This is a genomic window from Streptomyces fradiae (assembly GCF_041270065.1).
GTDB lineage: Bacteria > Actinomycetota > Actinomycetes > Streptomycetales > Streptomycetaceae > Streptomyces.
On sequence record NZ_CP065958.1, the window covers coordinates 4,150,794 to 4,172,807 of the forward strand.

19 protein-coding genes and 1 pseudogene are annotated in these 22,014 nt (G+C 71.4%); 6 read left to right on the forward strand and 14 right to left on the reverse strand.

Annotated features, from left to right (window positions below):
• Positions 1–14 precede the first annotated feature (14 nt).
• The 7 genes from JAO84_RS18865 to JAO84_RS18895 form a co-directional block, all read right to left on the reverse strand.
• Positions 15–2,108 carry a TerD family protein gene (locus JAO84_RS18865; protein ID WP_370416805.1) on the reverse strand — a complete coding sequence of 698 codons (2,094 nt, stop codon included), beginning with the start codon at positions 2,106–2,108 and terminating at the stop codon, positions 15–17.
• Positions 2,109–2,227: 119 nt separating this feature from the next.
• Positions 2,228–2,659, reverse strand: coding sequence for a YciI family protein (locus tag JAO84_RS18870; protein ID WP_370413930.1), 432 nt, complete (start codon positions 2,657–2,659; stop codon positions 2,228–2,230).
• A gap of 83 nt (positions 2,660–2,742) precedes the next feature.
• Positions 2,743–3,570 carry an ATP-grasp domain-containing protein gene (locus JAO84_RS18875; RefSeq protein ID WP_370413931.1) on the reverse strand — a complete coding sequence of 276 codons (828 nt, stop codon included), beginning with the start codon at positions 3,568–3,570 and terminating at the stop codon, positions 2,743–2,745.
• Positions 3,567–4,817, reverse strand: coding sequence for a winged helix DNA-binding domain-containing protein (locus JAO84_RS18880; RefSeq protein WP_370413932.1), 1,251 nt, complete (start codon positions 4,815–4,817; stop codon positions 3,567–3,569). The genes JAO84_RS18875 and JAO84_RS18880 overlap by 4 nt, the downstream gene beginning before the upstream one ends.
• A gap of 88 nt (positions 4,818–4,905) precedes the next feature.
• Complete coding sequence (locus tag JAO84_RS18885; protein ID WP_370413933.1) at positions 4,906–5,967, reverse strand: aldo/keto reductase; 1,062 nt, start codon at positions 5,965–5,967, stop codon at positions 4,906–4,908.
• Between the two features lie 10 nt (positions 5,968–5,977).
• Positions 5,978–7,039 carry an alpha/beta fold hydrolase gene (locus JAO84_RS18890; protein ID WP_370413934.1) on the reverse strand — a complete coding sequence of 354 codons (1,062 nt, stop codon included), beginning with the start codon at positions 7,037–7,039 and terminating at the stop codon, positions 5,978–5,980.
• Positions 7,036–8,016 carry a DUF5937 family protein gene (locus JAO84_RS18895; protein WP_370413935.1) on the reverse strand — a complete coding sequence of 327 codons (981 nt, stop codon included), beginning with the start codon at positions 8,014–8,016 and terminating at the stop codon, positions 7,036–7,038. Before JAO84_RS18895 ends, JAO84_RS18890 begins: the two co-directional genes overlap by 4 nt.
• A 99-nt stretch (positions 8,017–8,115) precedes the next feature.
• Between JAO84_RS18895 and JAO84_RS18900 the strand changes: the two are divergent.
• A pseudogene (locus tag JAO84_RS18900) lies at positions 8,116–9,294 on the forward strand (MFS transporter); the annotation flags it as partial.
• Between the two features lie 60 nt (positions 9,295–9,354).
• On the opposite strand, the gene JAO84_RS18905 reads toward JAO84_RS18900, so the two are convergent.
• The 4 genes from JAO84_RS18905 to JAO84_RS18920 all read right to left on the reverse strand — a co-directional run bounded on the left by JAO84_RS18905 (position 9,355) and on the right by JAO84_RS18920 (position 13,118).
• Positions 9,355–9,585, reverse strand: a complete 231-nt coding sequence (locus JAO84_RS18905) for a DUF4287 domain-containing protein (protein ID WP_370413936.1) — start codon at positions 9,583–9,585, stop codon at positions 9,355–9,357.
• A 134-nt stretch (positions 9,586–9,719) separates the two neighbouring features.
• On the reverse strand, positions 9,720–12,002 hold the full coding sequence (locus tag JAO84_RS18910) for an FtsX-like permease family protein (protein ID WP_370413937.1): 2,283 nt from the start codon (positions 12,000–12,002) through the stop codon (positions 9,720–9,722).
• 4 nt (positions 12,003–12,006) lie between these two features.
• Positions 12,007–12,687, reverse strand: coding sequence for an ABC transporter ATP-binding protein (locus tag JAO84_RS18915; RefSeq protein ID WP_370413938.1), 681 nt, complete (start codon positions 12,685–12,687; stop codon positions 12,007–12,009).
• Positions 12,684–13,118 (reverse strand): hypothetical protein, encoded by a 435-nt coding sequence (locus tag JAO84_RS18920; protein ID WP_370413939.1) that lies wholly within the window; start codon positions 13,116–13,118, stop codon positions 12,684–12,686. The genes JAO84_RS18915 and JAO84_RS18920 overlap by 4 nt, the downstream gene beginning before the upstream one ends.
• 199 nt (positions 13,119–13,317) lie before the next feature.
• Between JAO84_RS18920 and JAO84_RS18925 the strand changes: the two genes are divergently transcribed.
• The 3 genes from JAO84_RS18925 to JAO84_RS18935 all read left to right on the forward strand — a co-directional run bounded on the left by JAO84_RS18925 (position 13,318) and on the right by JAO84_RS18935 (position 15,317).
• Positions 13,318–13,638 carry a hypothetical protein gene (locus JAO84_RS18925; RefSeq protein WP_265861213.1) on the forward strand — a complete coding sequence of 107 codons (321 nt, stop codon included), beginning with the start codon at positions 13,318–13,320 and terminating at the stop codon, positions 13,636–13,638.
• Between the two features lie 46 nt (positions 13,639–13,684).
• On the forward strand, positions 13,685–14,587 hold the full coding sequence (locus JAO84_RS18930) for an N-acetyltransferase family protein (RefSeq protein ID WP_370413940.1): 903 nt from the start codon (positions 13,685–13,687) through the stop codon (positions 14,585–14,587).
• A gap of 169 nt (positions 14,588–14,756) precedes the next feature.
• Positions 14,757–15,317: a hypothetical protein gene (locus tag JAO84_RS18935; protein WP_370413941.1), complete on the forward strand. Its 561-nt coding sequence runs from the start codon at positions 14,757–14,759 to the stop codon at positions 15,315–15,317.
• 99 nt (positions 15,318–15,416) lie between these two features.
• Here JAO84_RS18935 and JAO84_RS18940 read toward each other — a convergent pair whose 3' ends face one another.
• Positions 15,417–15,887, reverse strand: a complete 471-nt coding sequence (locus JAO84_RS18940; RefSeq protein WP_370413942.1) for a MarR family winged helix-turn-helix transcriptional regulator — start codon at positions 15,885–15,887, stop codon at positions 15,417–15,419.
• Between the two features lie 30 nt (positions 15,888–15,917).
• On the opposite strand from JAO84_RS18940, the gene JAO84_RS18945 reads away from it, so the two are divergent.
• Positions 15,918–16,985 carry a GNAT family N-acetyltransferase gene (locus JAO84_RS18945; RefSeq protein ID WP_370413943.1) on the forward strand — a complete coding sequence of 356 codons (1,068 nt, stop codon included), beginning with the start codon at positions 15,918–15,920 and terminating at the stop codon, positions 16,983–16,985.
• 98 nt (positions 16,986–17,083) lie between these two features.
• Here JAO84_RS18945 and JAO84_RS18950 read toward each other — a convergent pair whose 3' ends face one another.
• Positions 17,084–18,580 (reverse strand): hypothetical protein, encoded by a 1,497-nt coding sequence (locus tag JAO84_RS18950; protein ID WP_370413944.1) that lies wholly within the window; start codon positions 18,578–18,580, stop codon positions 17,084–17,086.
• A 245-nt stretch (positions 18,581–18,825) separates the two neighbouring features.
• On the opposite strand from JAO84_RS18950, the gene JAO84_RS18955 reads away from it, so the two are divergent.
• A complete protein-coding gene (locus JAO84_RS18955) occupies positions 18,826–20,088 on the forward strand; it encodes a hypothetical protein (RefSeq protein WP_370413945.1) in 1,263 nt (420 codons plus the stop codon).
• Between the two features lie 211 nt (positions 20,089–20,299).
• Here the strand turns inward: JAO84_RS18955 and JAO84_RS18960 are convergent, their stop codons facing one another.
• Positions 20,300–21,664, reverse strand: a complete 1,365-nt coding sequence (locus JAO84_RS18960) for a YDG/SRA domain-containing protein (RefSeq protein WP_370416806.1) — start codon at positions 21,662–21,664, stop codon at positions 20,300–20,302.
• Positions 21,665–22,014 lie beyond the last annotated feature (350 nt).

Sequence of the window (22,014 nt, forward strand, 5' to 3'; positions counted from 1 at the left end):
GCGGCCGAACTGTTTCAGGCCCGGGCGGCGGGCGCGGTCCCGGGTGCGGACGCGGCCGTGGGCGTGGCGCGGCGCTCGAACTGGCCGAGATGGGCGACCACGGAGCCGTGGAACCGGTCCACGGCGTCGTCCACGCTGCGGATGAACCCGGACTCCGTACTGCCCCGGCTGGCGCCCATGCCCTTGAACAGAGACAGCCGGAATCCGATGATCGCCGCCCCGTCCTTCGGCAGCAGGTCACCGGGCTCCGGCCGGAGCCGCTCCAGGGTGCCGCGCGGCCCGTTCCGGCCCTCCACCAGGGTCTCCACGTGCAGGTCCGCCGGAGCCTCGGCCAGGACCCGGACGAGCCGCTTGGCGACGGACAGCGGATAGCCGCTGTCCGGGGCGGCGACCTCCACGGACGTGCGAATCTTGCCCGTGCGCAGGTCGGCGGTGACGGTGAGGATGCTCTGCGCGCCGTCCATCCGCACCTCCGCGCTCAGCCGGCCCTCCTCGCACAGCCGGTCCGCGAGCTCCGCGCGCCGCGACATCGGGTCGGTGCCCCGCCGGGCCCGCTGCACGGGCAGCACCTTCTGCCCGAGCTCGCCGCCGAGCCGCAGACACACCTGGCGTACGAGGCGCTCCCAGCTCTCCACGACCTCCACGGCCTGCGGGTCGCCCTGGCAGAGCGTCTCGGCGTCGATGCCGTTGCGAACGGGGACCCAGGCGGGGCCCATGTTCTGGAAGCCGTGGCAGCCCGAGTTCTCGTGCTGGAGGTAGTGGAGCAGCTCCTGCAGCAGCCAGGCGTGTGCCGCGTTGCCGACGCCCTCGTGCCGGATCAGCATCTGCGCCTGGTGGGCGACCTCGGCCCAGGAGAGATGCCGGAGCGCCACCTTGTGCTTGCGCCGGCCGTCGATCTTGACGTCGACGAGCGGGGTGCCCTCCAGGGCCACGTCGTTGGAGAGGGTGATCACGGCCTCGTAGCCGCGCCGGGCCGCGATGTCCATGTAGTCCTGGACCTGCTCGGCCTTGAGCGGATTGCCGTTCGTCTTCGTCTCGACGAGCGCCGTCCACAGCTTGCCCGCCCGCTCCACCCGGATCACGCCGTCCGGGCGCCTGGGGGTGTCCCCGTGCGGGAGCGAGACCTCCGTGAACGTCTGCATCCGCCCCGCCGGTGCGCCGAACGCGGCGGTGAGCCGCCGCCCGAACTCCGGCACCTCCGCCATCACCGACAGCAGCACGGAGGTCGCCCGTACCTCCCGCTCCCGGTCGCTCTTGTAGGAGGGGACGGGGAAGAGCCGGGCGGGCTTCCACGCGTCGTTCTCCGCGAGGGACTTCTTGGGGGTGGTGGGGAGGGTGACCTTCTTCTTCGCGGTGCGGGGGCGCCGGCGCGGGGCGGGGACGGGGGCGGGGACGGATACGGCAGCGGGGTCGGGTGCGGCGGGCGGTGCGGCTTCGGGCGCGGTCGGCGCGGGGGGTGCCGAGGGTGCGGGCGGTCCGGAGGTTTCCACTGCCGTGGCGGCCTCCGCCGTCTCCGGCCCCGTCTCCGCCGCCTCGGTTGTGACGTCGCCCTCTCCGTCGCCGTCCGCCTCGTCCTCGAGGATGTCGATGCCGAAGTCGGTGGCGAGGCCGGCGAGCCCCGTCTCGTAACCCTGTCCGACCGCGCGGAACTTCCACTCCTCGTTGCGCCGGTACAACTCGCCGAAGATGAACGCCGTCTCGACCGTGGCGTCGCTGATCGAGAAGCCGAGCAGCGCCTCGCCCGAGCGGTCCGAGACCGTCATCCGCAGGTCGTCCAGGTCGCCGAAGCGGGCCCCGCCGTACTGGCTCGCCGCGACGACCACGGTCCGTACGTCGTCCGGGACGGCCGTGAGGTCGAGCCCGATGCGGTCCTCACTGCCGTTCTCGGTGGGTGTCTTGCCGAGCAGCTGCACGCTGCCGTCCTCGGCGGCCGGGTGGTTGTAGAAGTAGAAGTCGGCGTCGCTGCGGACCTTGCCGTCGCCGTCCAGAAGCAGGACGGACACATCCGCGTCCCCGGCGCCGGAGGCGCTGCTCCAGCTCAGACCGACGATCACCGATCCCGCGTCCTCGCTCAGCTCGGCGAGGCCGACATTGGCTCCCTTGGTCAACTCGTGCATGTGTCCCCCCGGACAGTTCCGATGCGGCAGGCGCCCCGGGGGAACCGTAACGTCCGCAACCGCCGGTTGAGGAGGAGTTGTGAATTTCGGGCGTCACGGATCGAGCCGGGTCACGTCGTGGCGGCGCCGATGTCGGCGCCGCCCGCCTCGTCGATCGGGCGGATCACCACCGGGTACTCCGGCGCGCCGGGCGGCTGCGGACACTGGGCCACCCGGGCCGCGATCTCCGTGACCCGGTCCAGGCTCGCGCAGTCCACCACCCAGTAGCCCGCGAGCACCTCCTGCGTCTCCCCGTACGGTCCGTCGGTGACGACGGGCCGGCCCTCGGAGTCGGCGGTCACGAACCGGGTCCTGGCCGGCTCGACCAGCCCCTGGCCGTCGACCCACTCGCCGCTCTCCGCGAGGTCGTCGTTGATCGAGTTCATGTAGGCGAACATCGCCCTCAGGTCCTGCTCGCTCCACGCCGGGCTCTCGGGCGTGGCCTTGCCGTTCATCGCGTTGTAGTCGGCCTGCGAGCCCTGCACCATCACCAGGTACTTCATGACGCTCTCCTTGTTCCTCGCGCTGTGGTTCCCTCACAGGGGACGTCGGAGCCGGGCCGCGTTTCTCGTCACCCGTACGCCAGTCAGCCCGATCCCGTCGGGGATGTCACCCGAAGGAACGAGCGGTCCCGCTCCGCGACCCGCTCGCGCGGGCCCGCCGCCCGCAGGACCACATCGAGGACGGGATCCGGATCCGCCGCGTAGCACTGGGCGAACCACGCCATGTTCGCCTCCACCACCGCCCACCCGGTGCCCTGCACCGTGCCCACGTCCACGACCACCCCGCTCGGCAACGTGTCGCCCACCGCCGCCAGCAGCTCCTCTCCGAAGCGCTGTGCCTCCGGCGTGAGGGGGCCGGGGTCGAGCCGCCCGTACACGGCGTAACGGCTCCCGGTCACGACCCGCCCGTCGAGGACGAAGAGGCGGTACTCGGCCGTGAACGTCACCGGGTCCGAGACGAGGACCGGCGTGTGCGGCGGCACGGTGCGCGCGAGGTCGGAGAGGCCGCGGTCGGGGTCGTCGCCGTACACCCCCGGCGGGAACGACTTGTCCGACGGCGGCTTCAGGAACACCGGCCGGAACACCTCGCGGTACACGGCCGAGAACGGCTCCAGCGTGATCCGGCGCCGCGTGAACTCCCACGGCAGCCCCGCCAGCCAGCCGTCCGACGGCTCAAGCAGCCCGAGCCCGAGCCCGGACCCGAGCAGGCGGGCGACCTGGTCGGCGAGCCGCGGCCCGCCGTGCCAGTGCACGGCCTCGCCCGGGCGTACGACGGAGTCCGCCGGCCGGCTCCCGTCGAGCACCCGGGTCGCCATGCCGCGCCGCCGGGCGGCCTCGGTGAGGAGGAGCGCGGTGGAGGTGCGCTGCGCGGATATCAGGAGCAGGTCGGTGGCGGTCACGGTCACGGTCACAGAGAGCTCAGTTCCTTTTCGAGCGGGGTACGGAAGCGGGGCGTGATCCGGACCTCGCCGACCCAGGCCGCCAGCCGCGCCGCCTCGGCCTCCACCGCTCGTACGGCATCTTTCCCTGCATCTTTCCCCAGGTCCGTGCCCTTGCCGGTGCCTGTGAACAGCCGCCACACGATCTCGCCGTCGGCGCGCTGCGCCCAGCCGCCCACGATCCGCCCGTTCCACCACACCGTCGGGCCGATGTTCCCGCTCCGGTCGAACAGCGCGGCGCGGTGCGCCGGGTCCAGGTACCAGTCGCGGGACTGCCACCCCATCGGCGTCGGATCGAGCGCCGGCAGCAGCGCCGCCCACGGCTCGTCCGACGGCGATACGCCTACGGGTACGGATAGCGGTACGGGATCGAGGTCGTCCGGCAGGACGAAGCCGGTGCCCTCCTCCAGCGCGACGCGTTCCGCTCCGACCGCCGCCAGGGCCCGCCGTACGTCCGTGACCTTCCAGCCCGTCCACCACTTCAGGTCCGCCTCGGTCGCCGGACCGTACGCGGCCAGCCAGTGCCGTACGAGCTCCGCCTGCGCCTCGTCCCGCGGGATCTCGCCGTACGGCGGGGCCGGCGCCCAGCGGAACCGGCTCGACGTCCAGCCGCCCTGCGGCCGCCCCCGGGCGATCCGCCCCTCCATCCCGAGCACCCGCAGCAGCCGGCTCGCGACCGACTGCGGCCCCTCCTGGTTGGTGCCCACCCCGTACACGTATTGCGCCCGCAAGCGCGGTACGGCCGCCCCGAGTTCCGCACCCGTCGCCTCGCCGCGCGCCGTCAGCTCGGCCAGGACCTGCCGCTCGGTCTCGGCGAGCCACGCGGCGTCGTAGTCGCTGCCCGCCGTCAAGTGCTTGACGAGCGTGGTGCGTTCGCGGACGGAGGCGGCGTCGGTGGAGGAGGAGTGGACGACGGCGGCGAGCTCGGACGGCACGACGAAGAGGGTGTGCCGCATGCCGTGCATCCGGGTGAGGACGCGTTCCCCGTACAGCGCCCGCTCCACCTCCGCCACCGGGTCCGGGGCCCCGCCGGGCGCGTCCGCGAGCCGCGCGCCCACGGCCAGGAACACCGTCGCCGCGTCCGTCGCGTGCAGCGCCACCAGCGAATCGGCGACCTCCTCCGCCGTCCCCGCCCGCGCCGCACCGGCCAGCCGGTGCCGCACCGCGAGCCGCGCCCGGCGCTCCTCCGGCCCGATCGTTCTCCTCGTGGTCTCTCCCATGGGCCCAGGATGACCTCGCGTGGCGCGCCCGGCGAGGAACCTGGGCGGGAATCCACTCGGGGATCCACTCGGGAACCTAGTCGGGAACCTAGTCGGCTGCGGCGCGTTCGCCCGCCGGCCGTCGCCGTGCCGTCGGGTCGGTGAGGGAGCGCGGCTGCCAAGCGCCGTCCGCCCGGTAGACGTCGGTGCCGGGCGGCACGATGGCGTCGATCCGGTCCAGGATCTCGTCGCTCAGCACCAGCGAGGCGCCCTTAAGCAGCCCATCCAACTGCTCCTGGGTGCGCGGCCCGAGGATGACGGAGGTGACCGCCGGGTGCGCCGCCGCGAAGGCGATCGCGAGCTCGGGCAGCGTGCAGCCGATCTCCTCGGCGAGCGCCGTGAACTCCTCCACGGCGTCGAGCTTGGCGGCCGTGACCGGCAGCTCCGGGTCGAAGCGCTGCGGGTTGATCGTGGGGCGCCCGGAGCCGAGGTCCATCGGCCGGCCCTTGCGGTACTTGCCGGTGAGGAAGCCGGACGCCAGCGGCGACCAGGTCAGCACGCCCATCCCGTACCGCTGCGCGACGGGCAGCACAGAGGTCTCGATGCCGCGCGCGAGCAGCGAGTACGGCGGCTGCTCGGTGCGGAAGCGGCGCAGGCCGCGCCGCTCGGCGACGGCGTGCGCCTCGACGATCCGTTCGGCGGGGAAGGTGGAGCAGCCGAAGGCCCGGATCTTCCCCTGGGTGACGAGGTCGCCGAGGACGTCGAGGGTCTCCTCGATGTCGGTGCGCTCGTCGGGCCGGTGCACCTGGTAGAGGTCGATGCGGTCGGTGCCGAGCCGCCGCAGGCTGTTCTCCACCGCCTGCATGATCCAACGCCGTGACGTGCCGCCCCGGTTGGGGCCTTCGCCGCCCACCGGGAAGTACACCTTGGTGGCGAGGACGGTGTCGTCGCGGCGCCGCGGGTCGCGCAGCGCCTTGCCGACGATCTCCTCGGCCTCGCCCGACGAGTACATGTCGGCCGTGTCGACGAAGTTGATGCCCCGGTCGAGGGCGCTGTGAATGATCCGCTCGCAATCCTCGTGGTCGCGATTGCCGATGGCCCCGAACATCATCGTGCCGAGGCAGTACGTGCTGACTTCGATCCCGGTCCCGCCGAGTACCCGATAGCGCATGCGCCGCACCCTAGGTGTTGGAGTCCACTCCAAGGCAAGCGAGTTCGGGGAGGTCGCCGACGTCGCCGAGGCCGTCGACGTCGCCGAGGTCGTCGAGGTCGTCGATGTCGGCGAGGAACTCGGTCACGAGGGCGTGGAGCAGTTCGGGGCGTTCCAGGTGCAGGTCGTGGCCGGTGCCGGGGAGGCAGACACCGCGCAGCCGGTCGGGTCGGAGCCGCGCCATCTCGTCGTACTCCTCCGTCCCGATGATCCCCTTCTCGCCGAGCACGGCGAGGACGGGCACGCGGATCGCCGCCCACTCCTCCCACCAGGCACGGCCGGTGGGCAGGGTGTTCTCGGCGAGGGAGGCGACCATCACCTCGGGGTCGAATCGGGGCCAGAGGCCGTCCTCCCGCTGCTCGAGCCCGTCGGCCCAGCCTTCCCCTACGGGTCCGCCGCCGAGGTGGGCGACGGCCGCCGCCCGGTCCGGGAACGGCACCGGCCAGGCCCGCAGCCAGCCCCCGACCTCGTCCAGGACGCCGGGTTCGGCGGCGCCGGGACCGGCCTCGACGAGGACGACCGCGGCGAGTCGGGCCGGCCGCCCTTCGGCCGGTCCTTCGGTCGGCCCTTCGGTCGGGGCTTCGGTCGGGGCTTCCGCCGCCGGGCCGCCGGCGGTGAGGAGGGCGGCATGGCCGCCGTACGACTGCCCCAGGAGGACGGTCCCGTCGAGTGCGAAGTGATCGAGTACGGCGAGGACGTCGGCGACGTACGCGGCGCGCGAGACATCGGCCGGGTGCCGCTCGCTCGCGCCGTGTCCGCGCTGGTCGAGGGCGAGGACGCGATGCCCGTCGGCGCGCAGCCGGCGGGCGAGCCCGTCCCATTCGCCGGCGTGCCCGGCGAGCCCGTGCAGCAGGAGGAAGGGCCGCCGCCCGTCGCCGCCCCAGTCGCGCACCGAGAGCCGTACGCCGTCGGGTTCGCGCGCGCTCCGCCGTACGAGAACGTGCTCGGTCCAGTTCGCGGAGGAGGCGGAGGCGGAGGCGGAGGTAGGGGCAGGGGCAGGGGCAGGGGCAGGGGCAGGGGCAGGAGTGGTCATCGGGGCTCCAACTGGGTGTCCGGCCGGGGGCAGAGCAGCGTGTCGGCGACGGCGGTGCGGGCGTAGAGGACGGACCGGCCGCTGCGGTGCGCGGTGACGAGCCCGGCGTTGCGGAGGGCGGTGAGGTGCTGGGACACCGCGGCCGCCGACAGGCCGAAGGCGGCGGCGAGCTGGGTGGTGGAGGCGGGGGTGTCGAGCTCGGCGAGGAGCAGCGCGCGGGACCGCCCGAGGACGCCGGCGACGGCCTCGGTGGCGTTCGTGGTGGTGCGCGGCTCCCACAGGTTGCCGATGCCCCGTGCCGGATAGGCGAGTTGGGGCGGATCCGGGGCCACCGAGCGGGTCAGCACCCGCGGCCACGCGAACGCGGACGGGATGAGCAGCAGCCCCGAACCCGCCTGGTCGCGGGTGAGCGCGCAGGCCCGCCGGACGAGCCGCAGGGTGCCGTCGTCCCAGCGCACGGTCTCGTGGAGTTCGCCGAGGACGCGCGCCGATCCGTGCTCGGCGACCTGGCGGGCGCGGTGGAAGACATCGGCTTCGAGGAGGCCGCGGATGCGGGCCCAGTAGGGGGCGAGGGCGATCTCCCAGTAGGTGAGGATCTCCTCGCGGAGCCGTTCGAGGTCGACGTGTTCGGCGCGAACCCCCGTCCTCCCGAGCATGTCCAGGTCGCGGGCGAGCTGTTCGGCGGGTGCGCGTCCGATGGCGTCGAGTTCGCTCTCCAGGGTGGGGAAGGGCCCGGCGGGGGTGGGGTTCAGGAAGTCGGCGAGGTAGCCGTGCGGTGGTACGAGCGCGGCGAGGCGCCCGCGGTCCAGCCCGGCCCGCTGGAAGCGGGGCCGCACCTGGTCCGCCCAACTGCGGTGGAGCGGCGTCGGGTTGTCGTTGCGGAGGAGACGGAAGCTGGTGACGACCTCCCACATGGGGGAGACGGCGAAGCGGGTCTGGGCGAGGTCGGCGGCGGAGAAACTGAGCGCGGAGTCCATGCGTGCGTCCTGCCCCCGTGATCGATCCCGATGGGTGGATGGATTCGGCTGGAGCTTAATCATTGGAGGGGGCTGGGGCCACGCCCGCAAGCTCCTCCCATGCCCTCCTCCAAGCCTGTCTCCTCCTCGTCGTTCGGGAACCTTCCGTCCGTCGTCTGGACGCTGTTCGCCGGCACGGTGATCAACCGGCTCGGCTATCTCGTCACCCCGTTCCTCGTCTTCTTCCTCGCCTCGCGCGGGGTCACCGGCACCGACACCACGTACGTCCTCGGCGCGCTCGGCGCCGGCAACCTGGTCGGCCCGGCCGTCGGCGGCATCCTCGCCGACCGCATCGGGCGCCGCCCCACGATGCTGATCGGCCTGCTCGGCTCGGCCGCGGCGCAGGGCGCGCTGTTCATGGCGCCCGGCGTGTGGACGATGGCCGCCGCGGCGCTGCTGATCAGCGCCACCGGCATGGCCGTGCCCCCGGCGGCGTACGCGCTGATGGCCGACGCCGTCGACCCGGACCGCCGGCAGCGCGCGTACGCCCTCTTCGGCTGGGGCGTCAACATCGGCACGGCGGTCGCGGGCGTCCTCGGCGGATTCCTCGCGGCGCAGGGCTACTGGCTGCTGTTCGCCGTCGACGCCGGTTCGATGCTGCTGTACGCGGTGGTGGTCTCCGCCCGCCTGACCGAACCGCCGCGCGGCCCCCGGCCCGCCGGCGACGGCCTCGGTTACGGCGTCGTCCTGCGCGACCGCCTCGCCGTCCTCCTCCTGCCGCTCTTCGGCATCGAGCTCTTCGTCTACTCCCTCACCGAGGTCGCCCTGCCGCTCGCCATCCGCGACAACGGCCTCTCGCCCGCGGTGTACGGGACGATGGCGGCCCTCAACGCGATCCTGGTGGTCGGGCTCCAGCCCTTCACCACCGCGCGGCTCGCCCGGCTGCCGCAACTCCCGGTGTACGTCGCGGGCAGCGTCCTCGTCGCGATCGGCGTCGCGCTCACCGGACTCGCCGACGGTACGGCCGGCTTCGCCGTCTCGGTCGTCGTCTGGTCGCTCGGCGAGGTGGTGGTCGCCGGCATCGGCGCCGCGATCGTCGCCAACCTCGCCCCGGCCCACGCCCGCGGCCGCTACCAGGGCGCCTTCAGCTGGACCTGGGGCGTCGCCTGCTTCGGCTCCCTCACCCTGGGCGTCACCCTCTACACCGGCCTGGGCCCCGCCACCCTCTGGTGGACCGCCCTGGTCGCAGGCGTGGCCGCCTCGGCGGCGACGCTGGCCCTGAAGGCGCGCGTGACGGAGCGTGCGGCTGCGACGGCGGCTGCGACGGTGGCTGTCACTGCCGCTGCCGCTGCCGCTGATCTAGCGGTTCCGGCCGGCGAGGACGTGCGCGACGAGGGCGTTGGCGTGGCCGTGCCCGAGCCCGTACTCGCTCTTGAGCCAGCCGACGAGCTCCATGTGCTTGACGAGCGGTGACCCGTCGACGATCTCCAGCCACTCGGCGATCGGACGCCCGTACTTCTTCTCGATGGAGGGGAAGTAGCTGGCGGGACCCTTGACGGCGGGCGCGGGAGCGGCGGGGGTGGTGGACATGAGGCGACCTCTTCTCGTCGGGGCTTCCCCTGGGCTGTCCCGGGGCTGTCCCGGGGCTTTCAGGGAGGTAGACGTCGGGCGCGCCGAGAAGTCATCGGCGCGCCCGCGATCTTTTTCGATTCCTTGCGACGTGGTCAGTCCCGGCGGATGTGCTCGGGATCGACATGCCGCCGCACGACGGGCAGCGCGGCCACCCCGCCCACCACCAGCACCCCGACGGCGCTCCCCACGAGCAACGGCAGCCCCTCCCAGTCCCAGTGCACGGCCCCGCCCCCGGTGATCAGATAGCTCGACTCCGCCAGCCACCCGGTCACGACCGCCGCCCCGAGCCCCACCCCGAGCGGCAGCACCACCTGCGCACACTGCGCCACCCGCAACGTCCCGCCCCGCGCCCCCAGCAGCGCGAGTGCGGCCACCTGGCCCCGCCGCTCCATCGCCCGATCGGCCACGGACACGACGAAGGCGGCCACCCCGACGACGAGCCCGAGCACCATCCCGGACACGAGCAGGCTGCGGATGACGGTGAGTTGGTGGAGCGAGGTCACGACGATGCCGACGGGCTCGACGTGCGCGGTGGGGGCGACGGCGCCGATGGCGTCGAGGGTGGCACGGACGGTGGCGGGGTCGGAGGAGGTGGCGAGGCTGAGGGTGCCGTGGACCGTGCCGTACGGCGCGATGAGCGAGGGCGGTACGAGCACGTCGGCGCCGACGACGACCGACGGCTGGTAGACGCGCACCGTCGTCGCATCCTTCGGCACCATGATGTCGAGGCCGCGTCCCTCACCGAACCGGAAGGGGTAGGTGCGCCCCGGGATCGCGTCTGGGTCGGGAAGGAGGTCGGGATCCTCGATGCGCAGCATCTTCCCGTCCACGCACCCGCTGGACGAGCCGACAAAGGCGGCGAGTTGGGCACACGTGGCCACCATGACGGTGAGCTTGGGCCGGAGTTGCCCGTCCTCCGGTGCCCACGAATCCGTGGCGAGCGCCTGGCCACGCAGGTCGGCCACCTGCCCCAGCCGACCGCGCTGCTGCGTGCTCAGCTCGTCGGTCGACAGCTGGTACTCCTGTACGGGCGCGGTGCGCCGGCTCACCTGGTCCAGTTCCACCAGCACGCCCTGCGTGAGCGAGGTCGCGTACACCAGCAGCACCAGCCCCGTGACGACCCGCAGCGCGCTGCCGGGTTCGACCTCGGCGCGCCGCATCGCGAGGGCGAGCGGCAGCGACTGCACACGGCCCGCGAGCTGCCGGGCGAGCCAGGCGGTGATGGGCGCGAGTCCGAGTACGAGGCCGGCGCCGGTCAGGAGCACGGCTCCGGGGATCAGCAGGCTGGAGGCGGCGCCGCCGCTCGGGTCGCGGCCGATGACGCTGAGCACGCAGTAGCCGCCGATGACGCCGAGGCCGGGGAGCAGGAGCAGCGTTCCGTACTTCCGCGGCGGCTTGCGCTGCGCGGTGCGGCGGACGTTGAGCGGCCGGAGCGCCGCCTCGCGCGCGGCCCGCCGGCCCACGAACCACGCGAGCGCCGGGCACAGTACGAGACAGATGGCGAGCGTCGTCGCCTCGGGGCGTCCGTCGGCCGGGAACCAGTGCAGGCCCGGCAGCCCGATCCGTGCCATGACCTGGTTGAAGCCGAGGTATCCGGCGATCCCGATGACAGCCCCGAGGAGGGCGGCCGCGACGGTCTCGCCGGCGTTGACCCGCAGGGTGTCCTTCACGCTCAGGCCGACGAGGCGGAGCGCGGCGAGCCGGCGGGCCCGGGTCTCGGCGGAGAGCCGGGCGCAGACGGAGAGGAAGACGGCGAGGGGGAGCAGGACGATGCAGGAGAGGGTGAAGCGCAGGATGTCGAGGGTGGACGGCTCGACGACCTCGTGGTCGGGGTACGCCTTGCCGAACGAGACCAGAGGGTGGGCGTCGGCGGGCAGTTGGGCCCGGGTGCGGCCGATGTACGCGTAGAGGTCGTCCTGTGCGGCGAGCCCGGCGGGTCCGATGACGCCGGTGATTCGGCCGGGTACGAGCCCGGCGAGAGCGGGCCGTTCGGCGAGGAGCCGCTTCAGGCGGGGCGAGACGACGGTCTCGCCGGCGGCGGGCAGCCGGTCGAGGCCGGGCGGTACGGGCACGGGGGCCGCGCCCGGCGCGGTGCGGGCGACGAAGACCCGGTACATCGGCTCGGAGCCGTACGCGTCCTCCCGTTCCGCGGCGGCGACGGTAGAGACGGGCCGGGGTCGCGCGAGGGGGTCGAGGTACCGGAGACTGCGGGCCGCGTCCCGGGCCTCGTTGGCGGCGAGGATCGTCGGGATGGTGAGGACGGCGGCCAGGCAGGCCACGCCGAGCGCGCACCCGGCGGTCATGAGGAGGAACCGGGCGCGGGCCCGGTGCCCGCCGCGCCACAGCAGCCGGAGGCCGAGGAGAAAGGAGTTCACGCGGTCACCGCCCGGCCGCTGCCACGGAGTTCAGGACCCCGTCGACCATCGCGTACGTGACGTCGGCGCGGGCGGCAACGTCACGGTCGTGGGTCACGATCACCACGGCGGTGTCCTGATCGCGTGCGAGCCGCAGGAACTCGTCCAGTACGGCGGTGGCGTTGGCACTGTCGAGCGCGCCGGTCGGCTCGTCGGCGAACACCACGGCCGGCCGGTGTACGAGCGCCCGCGCGACGGCGACCCGCTGGCTCTGCCCGCCGGACAGCTGCGAGGTCCTGCGCTGCAGCAGCCCGGTCATCCCGAGCCGTCCAAGGACCTCCCCGGCCGCCGCGTGCGCGGGAGCCTTGCGCTGCCCGGCGAGACGCAGCGGCAGGGCGGCGTTCTCCTCGACGGTCAGCTCCGGCAGCAACTCCCCGTACTGGAAGACGAACCCGAACCGCTCGCGCCGCAGCGCGCTCAGCTCCTCGTCCCCGAGCCCGGCGAGGTCCACCCCCTCGAACACCACCCGCCCCCCACCCGGCGCGAGCACCCCGGCGAGGCAGTACAGCAACGAGGACTTCCCGGACCCGCTGCTCCCCATGACGGCGGCCACTTCTCCGCGCCGCAAGGCGAAGTCGACGCCGCTGACGGCCCGGTGGTCCCCGTAGAAGAGATCCACGCCCTCGGCGCGGAGAAGGTCAGTCACGACTCGCCGTTCCCCTGTCGGAGGTAGTGGAAAGTGGGAACGCAGTTGTCGGGCCGCAGTGAGCCGCGGTCGCGGCACACGCGGAGGCGGGCCTCCGAGGTGAACTGCGCCGCCCCGTCCCAGACGACCCGGTCGAGGTAGACGTACTTCTTCTGGGTCCCCTTGAACCGGTTCCAGTCGTAGGCCTCGACCTTCACCTCGACGTAGACGTTGTGGCCGTCGTTCGGCGAGACGTCCCTCAGGCTTCCCTTGAAGTGGAAGCCGCCGTGGTTCCGGCTCTTCGGCTCGAAGACGTACGAGCCACCCTTGAACTCGACTCCGTCGGTGTGCACGTTCGGAATGGTGTGCCACGAATCCGCCACCGCCCCGCCCACCCCGCCCAGGAACAGCCCGGCGGCGATCGCCACCGACACCCACTTGCGCATGCGCATGTGTCCTCCAGTCAACTCAACCCACCAAGAAGATCTTGTCGCGATGAGTATTGAGGTGACTACTCGGCGTAGTGAAATGCGGGATCGTTTCCTTCCCACCATCTGGTGAACCGACGAACGGATCGTCAACACAAGCCGCACCCCCGCGTGTCGCGCGAATTCCGCCGCCCCGCACCAGGGTTGCTCCTAGGCTCCTCGCGTGACCGAGAACGAGATCAAACTCAAGGCCATCGCCGCACTGACGGCGCTCCGCGGCGGCGTCGACGAGAGCCTGGTCTCGGATCTGTTGGGCGAGGTCATTCCGGGGCAGTTCGCGGTGCCGGCCGACGCGAGTGCGGAGGAGGTCGGGCTTTCGGTCCTGGCGCAGTTGTCGGAGCCGCTGAGCGCGCTCGTGAACGGGTTCATCCTCGCGTTCGAGGCCGTGGCGGACGCGCATGACGCCTCCGGTGCCGTACCGGCCACCGAGCCGATCCTCCAGGAGCTGGCGCTGCGCCTGGCCAGCGACAACTTCGACGACTGACCTCTTCCCTCCCCCCTCCCGTTTTTGATCTGCTTACGGAGCTGACGTGCCGATACACCTCACCGCCCTCGCCGACCCCGAGCCGAACTCCATCGGCCGCCGTCTCGCCTGGCTCGCCGACGGGCCCGAGGGGGCGCCCGCCGGGTCCGCCTTCCTGCGGCTCTTCGAGCGGGAGGGGCAGCGGCACCTCGCCGAGTTCGACGCGCGGGTCCATCCGGCCGAGCGGCGGCGGGGCGTCGCCACCGCGCTGCTCGACGCGGCGGTGGCGGCGGCGCGGGAGGCCGGGCGGCGCAGTCTTGTCGCGCAGGCGGAGGCGGGGTCGCCGGGCGCGGCGTTCCTCGCGGCGCGCGGCTTCCGGGTCGCGCTGACGCTCACGTACGCCCGACTGCCCTTGGCCGAGGCCGATGTCCCCGCGCTCGCCGCGGAGGTCGCGAAGGCGCCGGCCGGCTACCGGCTCGTGGAGTGGGCGGGCATGGTGCCGGACGACCTGGCGGCGAGCTACGTCGCCTCGCGCCGCGCGATGGACGACATGCCGATGGGGACGATCGACTACGGCACGGTGGTGTGGGACCTGGAGCGGGTACGGGCGGCGGTCGGCGCGGTCGAGGGGCGCGGCGAGGTGCTGCACACGGTGGCGGCGGTGGCCGAGGCGGACGGTTCGGTGGTCGGGTTCACCGAGCTCGTGAGCCCGGCGGAGGGAACGGGTGACGGGGAGCACTACGGCACCGCCGTACTCCCCGAGCACCGCGGCCACGGGCTTGCCCGCTGGATGAAGGCCGCCTCGATCGTGCGCGCCCGCGAGCGGCAGCCGCAGCTCGGCGGGCTCGTCACGGACACGGCCGACAACAACCCGTACATGCGGCACGTGAACGACGCCCTCGGATACCTGCCGACGCACGAGGCGCACGAGTTCCAGCGCGAACTCACGGGCCGAGGACTCACGGGCTGAGGACTCACGGGCTGAGGACTCTCGGGCTGAGGACTCTCGGGCGGAAGGGATTCCCGGCACGGACCTCCCCCAGCGGTCGTCACTCGCCGGGGTGATCACCGGTGTGATCACCCCGCCCCGGCGGTGCGCCTGCGTGAACGGGCGCGGCGCGGCTGCCGAGGATGCGCGCATGCGCTTCTCCTCGACTCTGCCGCGTCGTGTCCTCGTACCGTTCGTCACCGCCGTCGCCCTGCTCACCACCGGGGCCGCGGCCTCGGCGGGCGCCGCCGAGGCCTGCGGTTCGATCATCACCGCCCCGCTCGCCCCGCCCGTCGCCGCCGACGACCCGTGTCCCAGCACCGACCCGGTCGTGTGCCGCATCCGCGTGATGCCGATGGACGAGAAGGTCGACGCCCAGCGCACCCGCATCCGCTACCACGAGCTCCTGGAGGACATGCACCGCACGGAGGCCGACATGCGGGCGGCGGGCGCCACCGAGGAGGAGATCGCCCGCGAGCTCGTCGACATGCGCAACCAGGCGAAGGAGATCACCCGCGCCGGCATGACCCCGGCCGAGGTCCGCATCCTGGAGGAGCGCAACATGGCGAAGTACGGCAACCCCCTCGGCCCGACGGCCGACCAGCTGTACGCGAAGTACGGCTCCTGGGAGAAGGTCACCGACGCCTCCATGCGCACCAGCTACGCCGTCGACCGCGAACTGAGCCTGGAGTACCGGCCCTGCCCGGTGTGATCCGTACCGGATCCGTGATCCGTACCTGATCCCCGTAGGGGGCCTGGCCTGCGGTGAAGCGGTCTCGAGCCCGGAGCCGAACGGCGACGCGGACCCGGTTCAGTCCCTGGGGCCCCGCACTTTCCGGGCGATTTCTTCGAGGGCGGCGAGGTCCTCGGAGGTGAGTCGGTCGATGAAGTGGTGGCGTACCGAGGCGACGTGGGCAGGGGCGGCCGTCGTGAGGGTGTCGAGGCCTTGTTCGGTGAGGACGAGGAAGCAGCCCCTGCCGTCGGCCGGGTCAGGTTCGCGCCGCAGCAGGCCGCGCTGTTCCATGCGGGTGGCGTGCCGGGAGAGGCGGCTGCGCGACCAGTTCATCTTCGCGGCCTGCTCGTGGAGGGAGCCGGTGTGTTCGGGGCGTTCCGACAAGGTGCTGAGTACCTCGTAGTCGGGCTCGGAGAGTCCGACCTCGACCAGGTCCCGTGCCGTGCCGGCCTGAACGGTGGCGACCATGTGGCGGAAGGCTCGCCACGCGCGCTCTTCGTCCGGGCTCAGCCAGTGAGGGGCGGTCTGGTCCGACGGTTTCATTGACATGTAATCAATCTACTCAGTAATTTCGTTTCCATGGAAGCGAAAAGCTTGCGTGTCCTCGTGCTCGTGTGCAGCAACCGTCCCGGCGCCCTCGGGCCGACGGTCGGAGAGTGGCTGGTCGGAGCGCTCGCGCCCCGTGCCGCGGAACTCGGCGTCGAGCTCGTGCCGGTGGCCCTCGGCGACCTCGGCCTGCCGTTCCTCGACGAAGAGGAACATCCGGCGGCGGGCGTGTACCAGCACGAGCACACACGACGATGGAGCGCGATGGCGGACGCCGCGGACGGATTCGTCGTCGTGACCCCGGAGTACAACTCCGGGATGCCGGCGACGCTGAAGAACGCGCTGGACTACCTCTACCGGGAATGGGCCTGGAAGCCGATCGGCTTCGTCAGTTACGGCAACACGTCGGCCGGCACCCGGGCCGTGCAGCACGCCAAGCAGGTCGCGACCACGCTGCGGCTGGTTCCGCTGGGCTCCACGGTCGCGATACGCCTCAGCGAGGTGGCGGAGAACGGACACGTCCGCCCCACCCCTTCTCTCGTCCGTGCGGCCCACGGGGTCATGGACGAGTTGGTGAGGGTGGCCCATGCCCTGCGTCCGCTGCGCGAGCGCGAACGGCCTGGGACCGTGCCCGGCCCGCTGGCGGGGTCGTACGCGAGGCGGCTGGCCCCCGACGACGCGCCCGAGGTCACCGTGCTGCAGCGGTGCTGCTGGGTGGACGAGGCTCTCGCGAACGACACCCTGGCCGTGCGGGCCCTGCACGAGTCGCCGAAGGAGGTCCGCGGCTGGCTCGCCACCTGGCACGCCACGGGGCTCTGGCGGGACGGCCGTCTCCTGGGCATGGCCCGGGCCCGACGCAGCGGCACCGACTGGCACGTGGGCCGCCTCTGCGTCGCCCCGGACCTGCGCGGCCAGGGCCTCGGCCGCTGGCTGCTCCGCACCGCCGAGTCCGCCGCCGAACCGGACTGCTCCCAGGCGGTGCTCTTCACCGGCGCCCGGAGCACGCGGAACATCGCGCTCTACGAGAGCGAGGGGTACCAAACGATGCCGCAAGTCGACGCGGACGGGACGGCCCGCCTCGTCAAGAATCTGGCGCTGTAGGCCCGGCTGCCAGGGCCGGCCCGGTGGAACGCCTTTCCAAATGTTCGTACGGGGGTCCACCGGGGGGCGTACTCGTCCTGAATGCGACGGCCACGAGATCAGGCGTCGGCAGGGTCGGGCGTCTCGTCCCGGGGGCTCATCTCCTCCGGCCCTTGTTGTTGAGCTGGGATCTCAACGGGATGGGTGCAGCGCCACAAGGCCCTCGTCCCCGCTTCGGTTCGAACGGTTTCCTTGAGGCCCTGGTGGTCGCAATGGGGACACGCATCGATGACCTCGCGGGTGTACACCCTGCGGATGTCGGCGTGCAGCCGCCGGAAGCTGCCGAGTGCGAGAGGTGCTTTGTGCCAGCGGGGGGTCTGGTACTCGGGGATGGAGTGGTGCAGCTCGATCGCCTTGTCGATCTTTCCGTTGAGGCTCGTCACCGAGGCGGATGCCCCCTCCGGCGGTCCCATTCGGGGGTTGCGCTCCTTCCAGGCCGCGGCGGAGTCGGCAGCGCGCCACGCGAAGCAGATCATCTGACCAGGGGTGTACCCGTGCTTGAAGCCCTTTCGGATGACGTCGGTGAGCTCCTCGCGCCTCGCTTCGGGTACCTCGGGATAGCCGTACGTCTTGGTGAGCAGGTTGTTGAGGTAGCCCGCGACGTCCGCGACTTCCATCCGGTCCACCAGAGTGGCGAAGGCATCACGTGCCGCAGCTCCCTGGGGACCCGGCTGGGTCTGGAGGACGTACTTGATCTCCCCGGCGCGTTCCTGTGCGTCGGCCAGGCCGCCAATGATCCGCCAGGCGACCTCTGTGGAAATGAAGGCAATACCGTCGCCATCCTGAGAACGAGCGAACGCCTGCGTCGGGCTCTCCGGTGCGATGGCGAGCAGGCTGGCGTAGTAGAGGGCCAGGAGACGTTCCCTGTCCTGCTCGCTGTCGCCGGTCCACCCCAGGGGACCGATACTCGTGAGGCTCGGGAGTGCCTTGCCCGGGTTGCTCGTGGCGTAGCTGATCAACGCCACATAGAGGGCCAGGGCCAGAGGATCGTCCACCGCGAGGGGGTCGGTTGGTTCGCTCTTTCCGTCCTCATCCTTGATCGCATCGGCAATCAGGCGCTTGGTTCGTTCGCTCTCCTGCTGCGCACGCTCCTGCTCGACACGCCTCTGTTCAGCGGCGCGTTGTTGCCGTTCGATCTCCTCGCGCCTCTGGATCGCCGTGCAATCCCCGCAGAGGTACGAGGGAGCTTCGGCATCCAGGTACTTGCCGCCCACCTTGTTGGCCCAGGACCGGTTGGTGACGCTGATCGGCTCGGAGCAGTTCGCGCAAGGGCAGTTGAGCAGGATGGCGTGAGAGTGTGCCGCGGCCACCGCACCGATGTTGCTGGTGGCGCCGATGCTGCTCACAGTCCGGGCCCAGGTGCCGTCGACCTTGACCTCCCAGTAGAGGGCACTGATCCTCTGGGCGTCTTCGGGAGCGTCGTGCTTGATCATGACGCGGATGCGGGGAGCGGCCTCCGGAAATTCCCGGATGATCGGCTGCGGAGTAGCTGCTCGTTGTTGCGACTGGTGCTTGTTGGCCCGTTCCCGCTTGCGGCGGCGTTCGCGCTTACCCACGAGTTTGTCCCTGGTCCATGTGTGGATGGTGGCGTACCTCGGGAGTCGGCAGGGCGGGTTTCTGCCAACAGCGATGACTCCTGGGGCGGACCACGGCCGAAGAGACGTACCAGCCCGGGTAGTTGCGGAAACGGCTCCACTTGCCTGGCTGAATACGCAGGCCAGCGGTTTGATCGACGGCCGTGTGGCCCGCTGGACCCGGTGGTGCCCTGTTGAACGTCAGCTGTTCTCCTTACCGTTGAGAGATGGCAAATGGGGTGTGGCACACCGGATATGGCATAGAGATCAATCTGTCCCTGCCCGACCTCGGTCACCCAGACCGTCCGGATCTGCTCCAAGAGATCACCGCAGGCACCTCCGAGCGCGACCCGCAACTGCTCGAATGCCTGGCGCACCACGACAAGCGAGAGTGCCTGTCGGAGTCGGGCGGCAAGTCGCCCTGGATGTTCATCCGCCGAGGGCGCGTGGGCGGCCGGCGACCGCTCGTCGCCTCGCACCTGCCGATCACGCACAAGGCGACTCCGGCCGAGAGTGCCCAGCACAAGGCCACCAAGGAGCGGATCGTCGAGACCGCCGGGCGGTACGGCCTGGATGCCGAGGCGGAGGTTCCCATCGGCAACCGGCGCAGCGTCTCGGACGCCGTCGTCGTCGGGCCCGGCGGCATGCGGATCGGCTGGGAGATCCAGTACCACCACCTCAGCCCGAGCAGCGTGCACAGGCGCTCGGTCAACGCCGTGGAGCACGGCATCACCCCGCTCTGGGTGGCGAAGGACCGGACGGCATCCCTGATCGACCGGGCTCCGTGGGCGCGGGTCGACGACATGCCGTGGAAGGACATCACCGACGGCAAGGAGATGGTGATTCGCGGCGGGTACCGGCACCTCGAAGTCTGGAAGTGCGTGCCGAGCAGCGAGCGCCACTGCCTCGTCAGCGAGGGCGCCGGCCACTGCGGCGCGATTCACGCGGACTGGTTCGTGCCCGCCCTGTGCCTCCCGCAGCGGAAGCCCGTCCACATCGAGGATCTGGTCCTGCAGAGCGCTACGGGCCAGAGCGTCCCGGTCTACGTGCCGAGCCGAGGGAACGGCCGGGCCGGTCGGCACATGTGGGTTTCGGCCGAGGACCGCGCACTGTGGCAGGAGCTCGTCGGTGAGAAGATGCCTCTCCCTGCGGCCCCGGTCGAAGAGCAGGACGACCTGATCACCTTCGCCGAGCAGGAGATCGACCGCAGCTGCCGAGCGGGGGAGAAGGACTGGTTCGTCAGCGACGGCCGGCCGATCCGTGACCTCGACCAGCCGACCGGCGGCTTCACACTTCCCGGCATGCCGCTCCGGCGCTCCCGCGACCCGATGCCGATCACCACCGTGGAACGCGCCGCCGCCTCCGCCGCGCTGGGATGCCCGCCGTGGGAGCTCGGGCTGTGCGCCGGCTGCGGTCAGCTGATGCGGCGCTACGGGCGGAACGCCGCCATGTACTGCAACGTGTGCCGGTCCGTCCTCAACGGGCGATAGACGGGAACTGGAACCAAGCAGGACTGCAACCACGCAATGACGAAGGTCCCGACCGCGGCGCGGTCGGGACCTTCGTACGCCCTGCTGGGCGCTGGCGGAGGATACGAGATTCGAACTTGCGAGGGGTTGTCCAAACGTGCGTTCCAGTGTCGATGCCTGGGCACTCGGACTGCTGCCTCAGAGTGCCGTGGCCACTGGCGCACCCAGGACATCATTGGGCGCCTTCGTCCCTGGGCAGCGCGTGGCGGACTCGGTGGTGCGCGAGGTGCTCCCTGCTGACCCGGTGATTGTCGGTTTCACGGAGATGGCCGAGCACTGTGCTGTCCGCCCGGTTCACGACGCTCAGGTCGTCGTTGATGATCAGCATGCCCTGGTCAAGGAGCACGTGGTGATTGGGGCAAAGACAGAGCACGTTCTCAACCGCGTCCGGACCGTCGTAAGGCAATCCCAGCGGGCGGATGTGCGCTGCCTCGGCGTACGCGCCCGTCGCACCCTGGAGACGGATGCCGCACACCTGACATGTGTAGTCGTGAATGCGCTTGACGAGGTTCGCGATTGCGGTGCTTCGTACGATGCGCTGTACCGAGGACATCGACCGGGGGCGATTGCTGCGCTCGCGCGCTTTCGCCGTCGGCGTGGGCGCCGGCTGGGCTGCCTCGCGTTGCTCCACTGCTGCGAGCTGGACGAGGCGGAAGCGCCATACCCTGTAGCCGTGTGCGCCTTGCTCGGACCAGTAGTCCTCGACTCTGTACAGCCCGTCATATCGGTACGCCCCGGCATGTGGTCCCATCGTGATCCGACGGGTCACCCGAACAGGGAGGCCCGTGGCGGCACTTGTCGAGAGAGCGGCGTTTCCCCGAGTCAGTTCCTGATCGTGCGTCTGGCGGCCAGTCAGTGGGTCCAGAGCGCCCTCGCCGGTGTAGATGATCACGTCGCCATGGTCGTCATCCGGGTGAGAGGCAGCGATTACGACTGATTCCGCGCCCCGGTACCTACTGCCGGCGATACCGGCTATGGGCTGCCGGTGCACGCCGGCCTGGGTCAGCGCTCGCCGGTTGTCGAACCGTTGCCCGAGGTGAACTCCTGGCACGGCGCCGAAGCCATCGAAAAGTGGGGTGTCCGAGGTGACTGGTTGCCCCCCAGGCAGCGCTTTTGCCAACTGCCGGACCCGTGTCCGTTCCTCCTTGCGGGCCGTGCGTGCCCGGAAGAGCGCCTCGCCGACCAATGCTTCGCGGATCGACGGCGATGCGGGCTCACTGTCACCTCGCACAGCCGAAAGCCCGTCGAAGAGTTCTCGAAGACGCGCGGCATTCGGTAGCGTCCGGCCTTCCAAGTAGGAATCGAGGGTTCGTGCGCTCAGGCCACAGTGCCGTGCCACCCTTTCGGTCGAGTGACCGCCGCACTCCTGCCACACCACGCGCAACTGCTCCGAGAAATCTTCCTCTTCGGGTGTTCGGCGTGCCGTGGCGGCCCCCTTCCGTCGTGCGACCTCGGCCAAAGACTCCTCAGTGGTACGACGCCGTTCGCGCCAGCGCTGGAGTTCCGCCTCCCCGCCGGCAGTCCAGGCTCCGATCATGGTGTCCAAGGTCTGGACGCTTGGCAGGCGACTGCCGTTCAGGGCCGCGTAGACAGCCGTCCGTGACGCGCCTCGGATCACCGCCATTTCGACAGTGCCCTGCGTCCGTTCCCTGACGTCGCGAAGGGCGCGAGCGAAGGACACCAGGGGGCCGTCCCCGCTCAGCGGCAGCCTTCGAGGCACATTTTCACGGTGATTCGCATCACACTTTCCTCTCTCTCGCGCGTGATGCAGCTCACATTCAGTGTCCGTCTAGGGCCCCTGAGCTGCCAAAACTTGAGACTACATGAGTCCCGCGGAGTTTTCTGCGGGATTCCCGCTTGTGGAGGTCTGCGATCGTTGCGTCACCG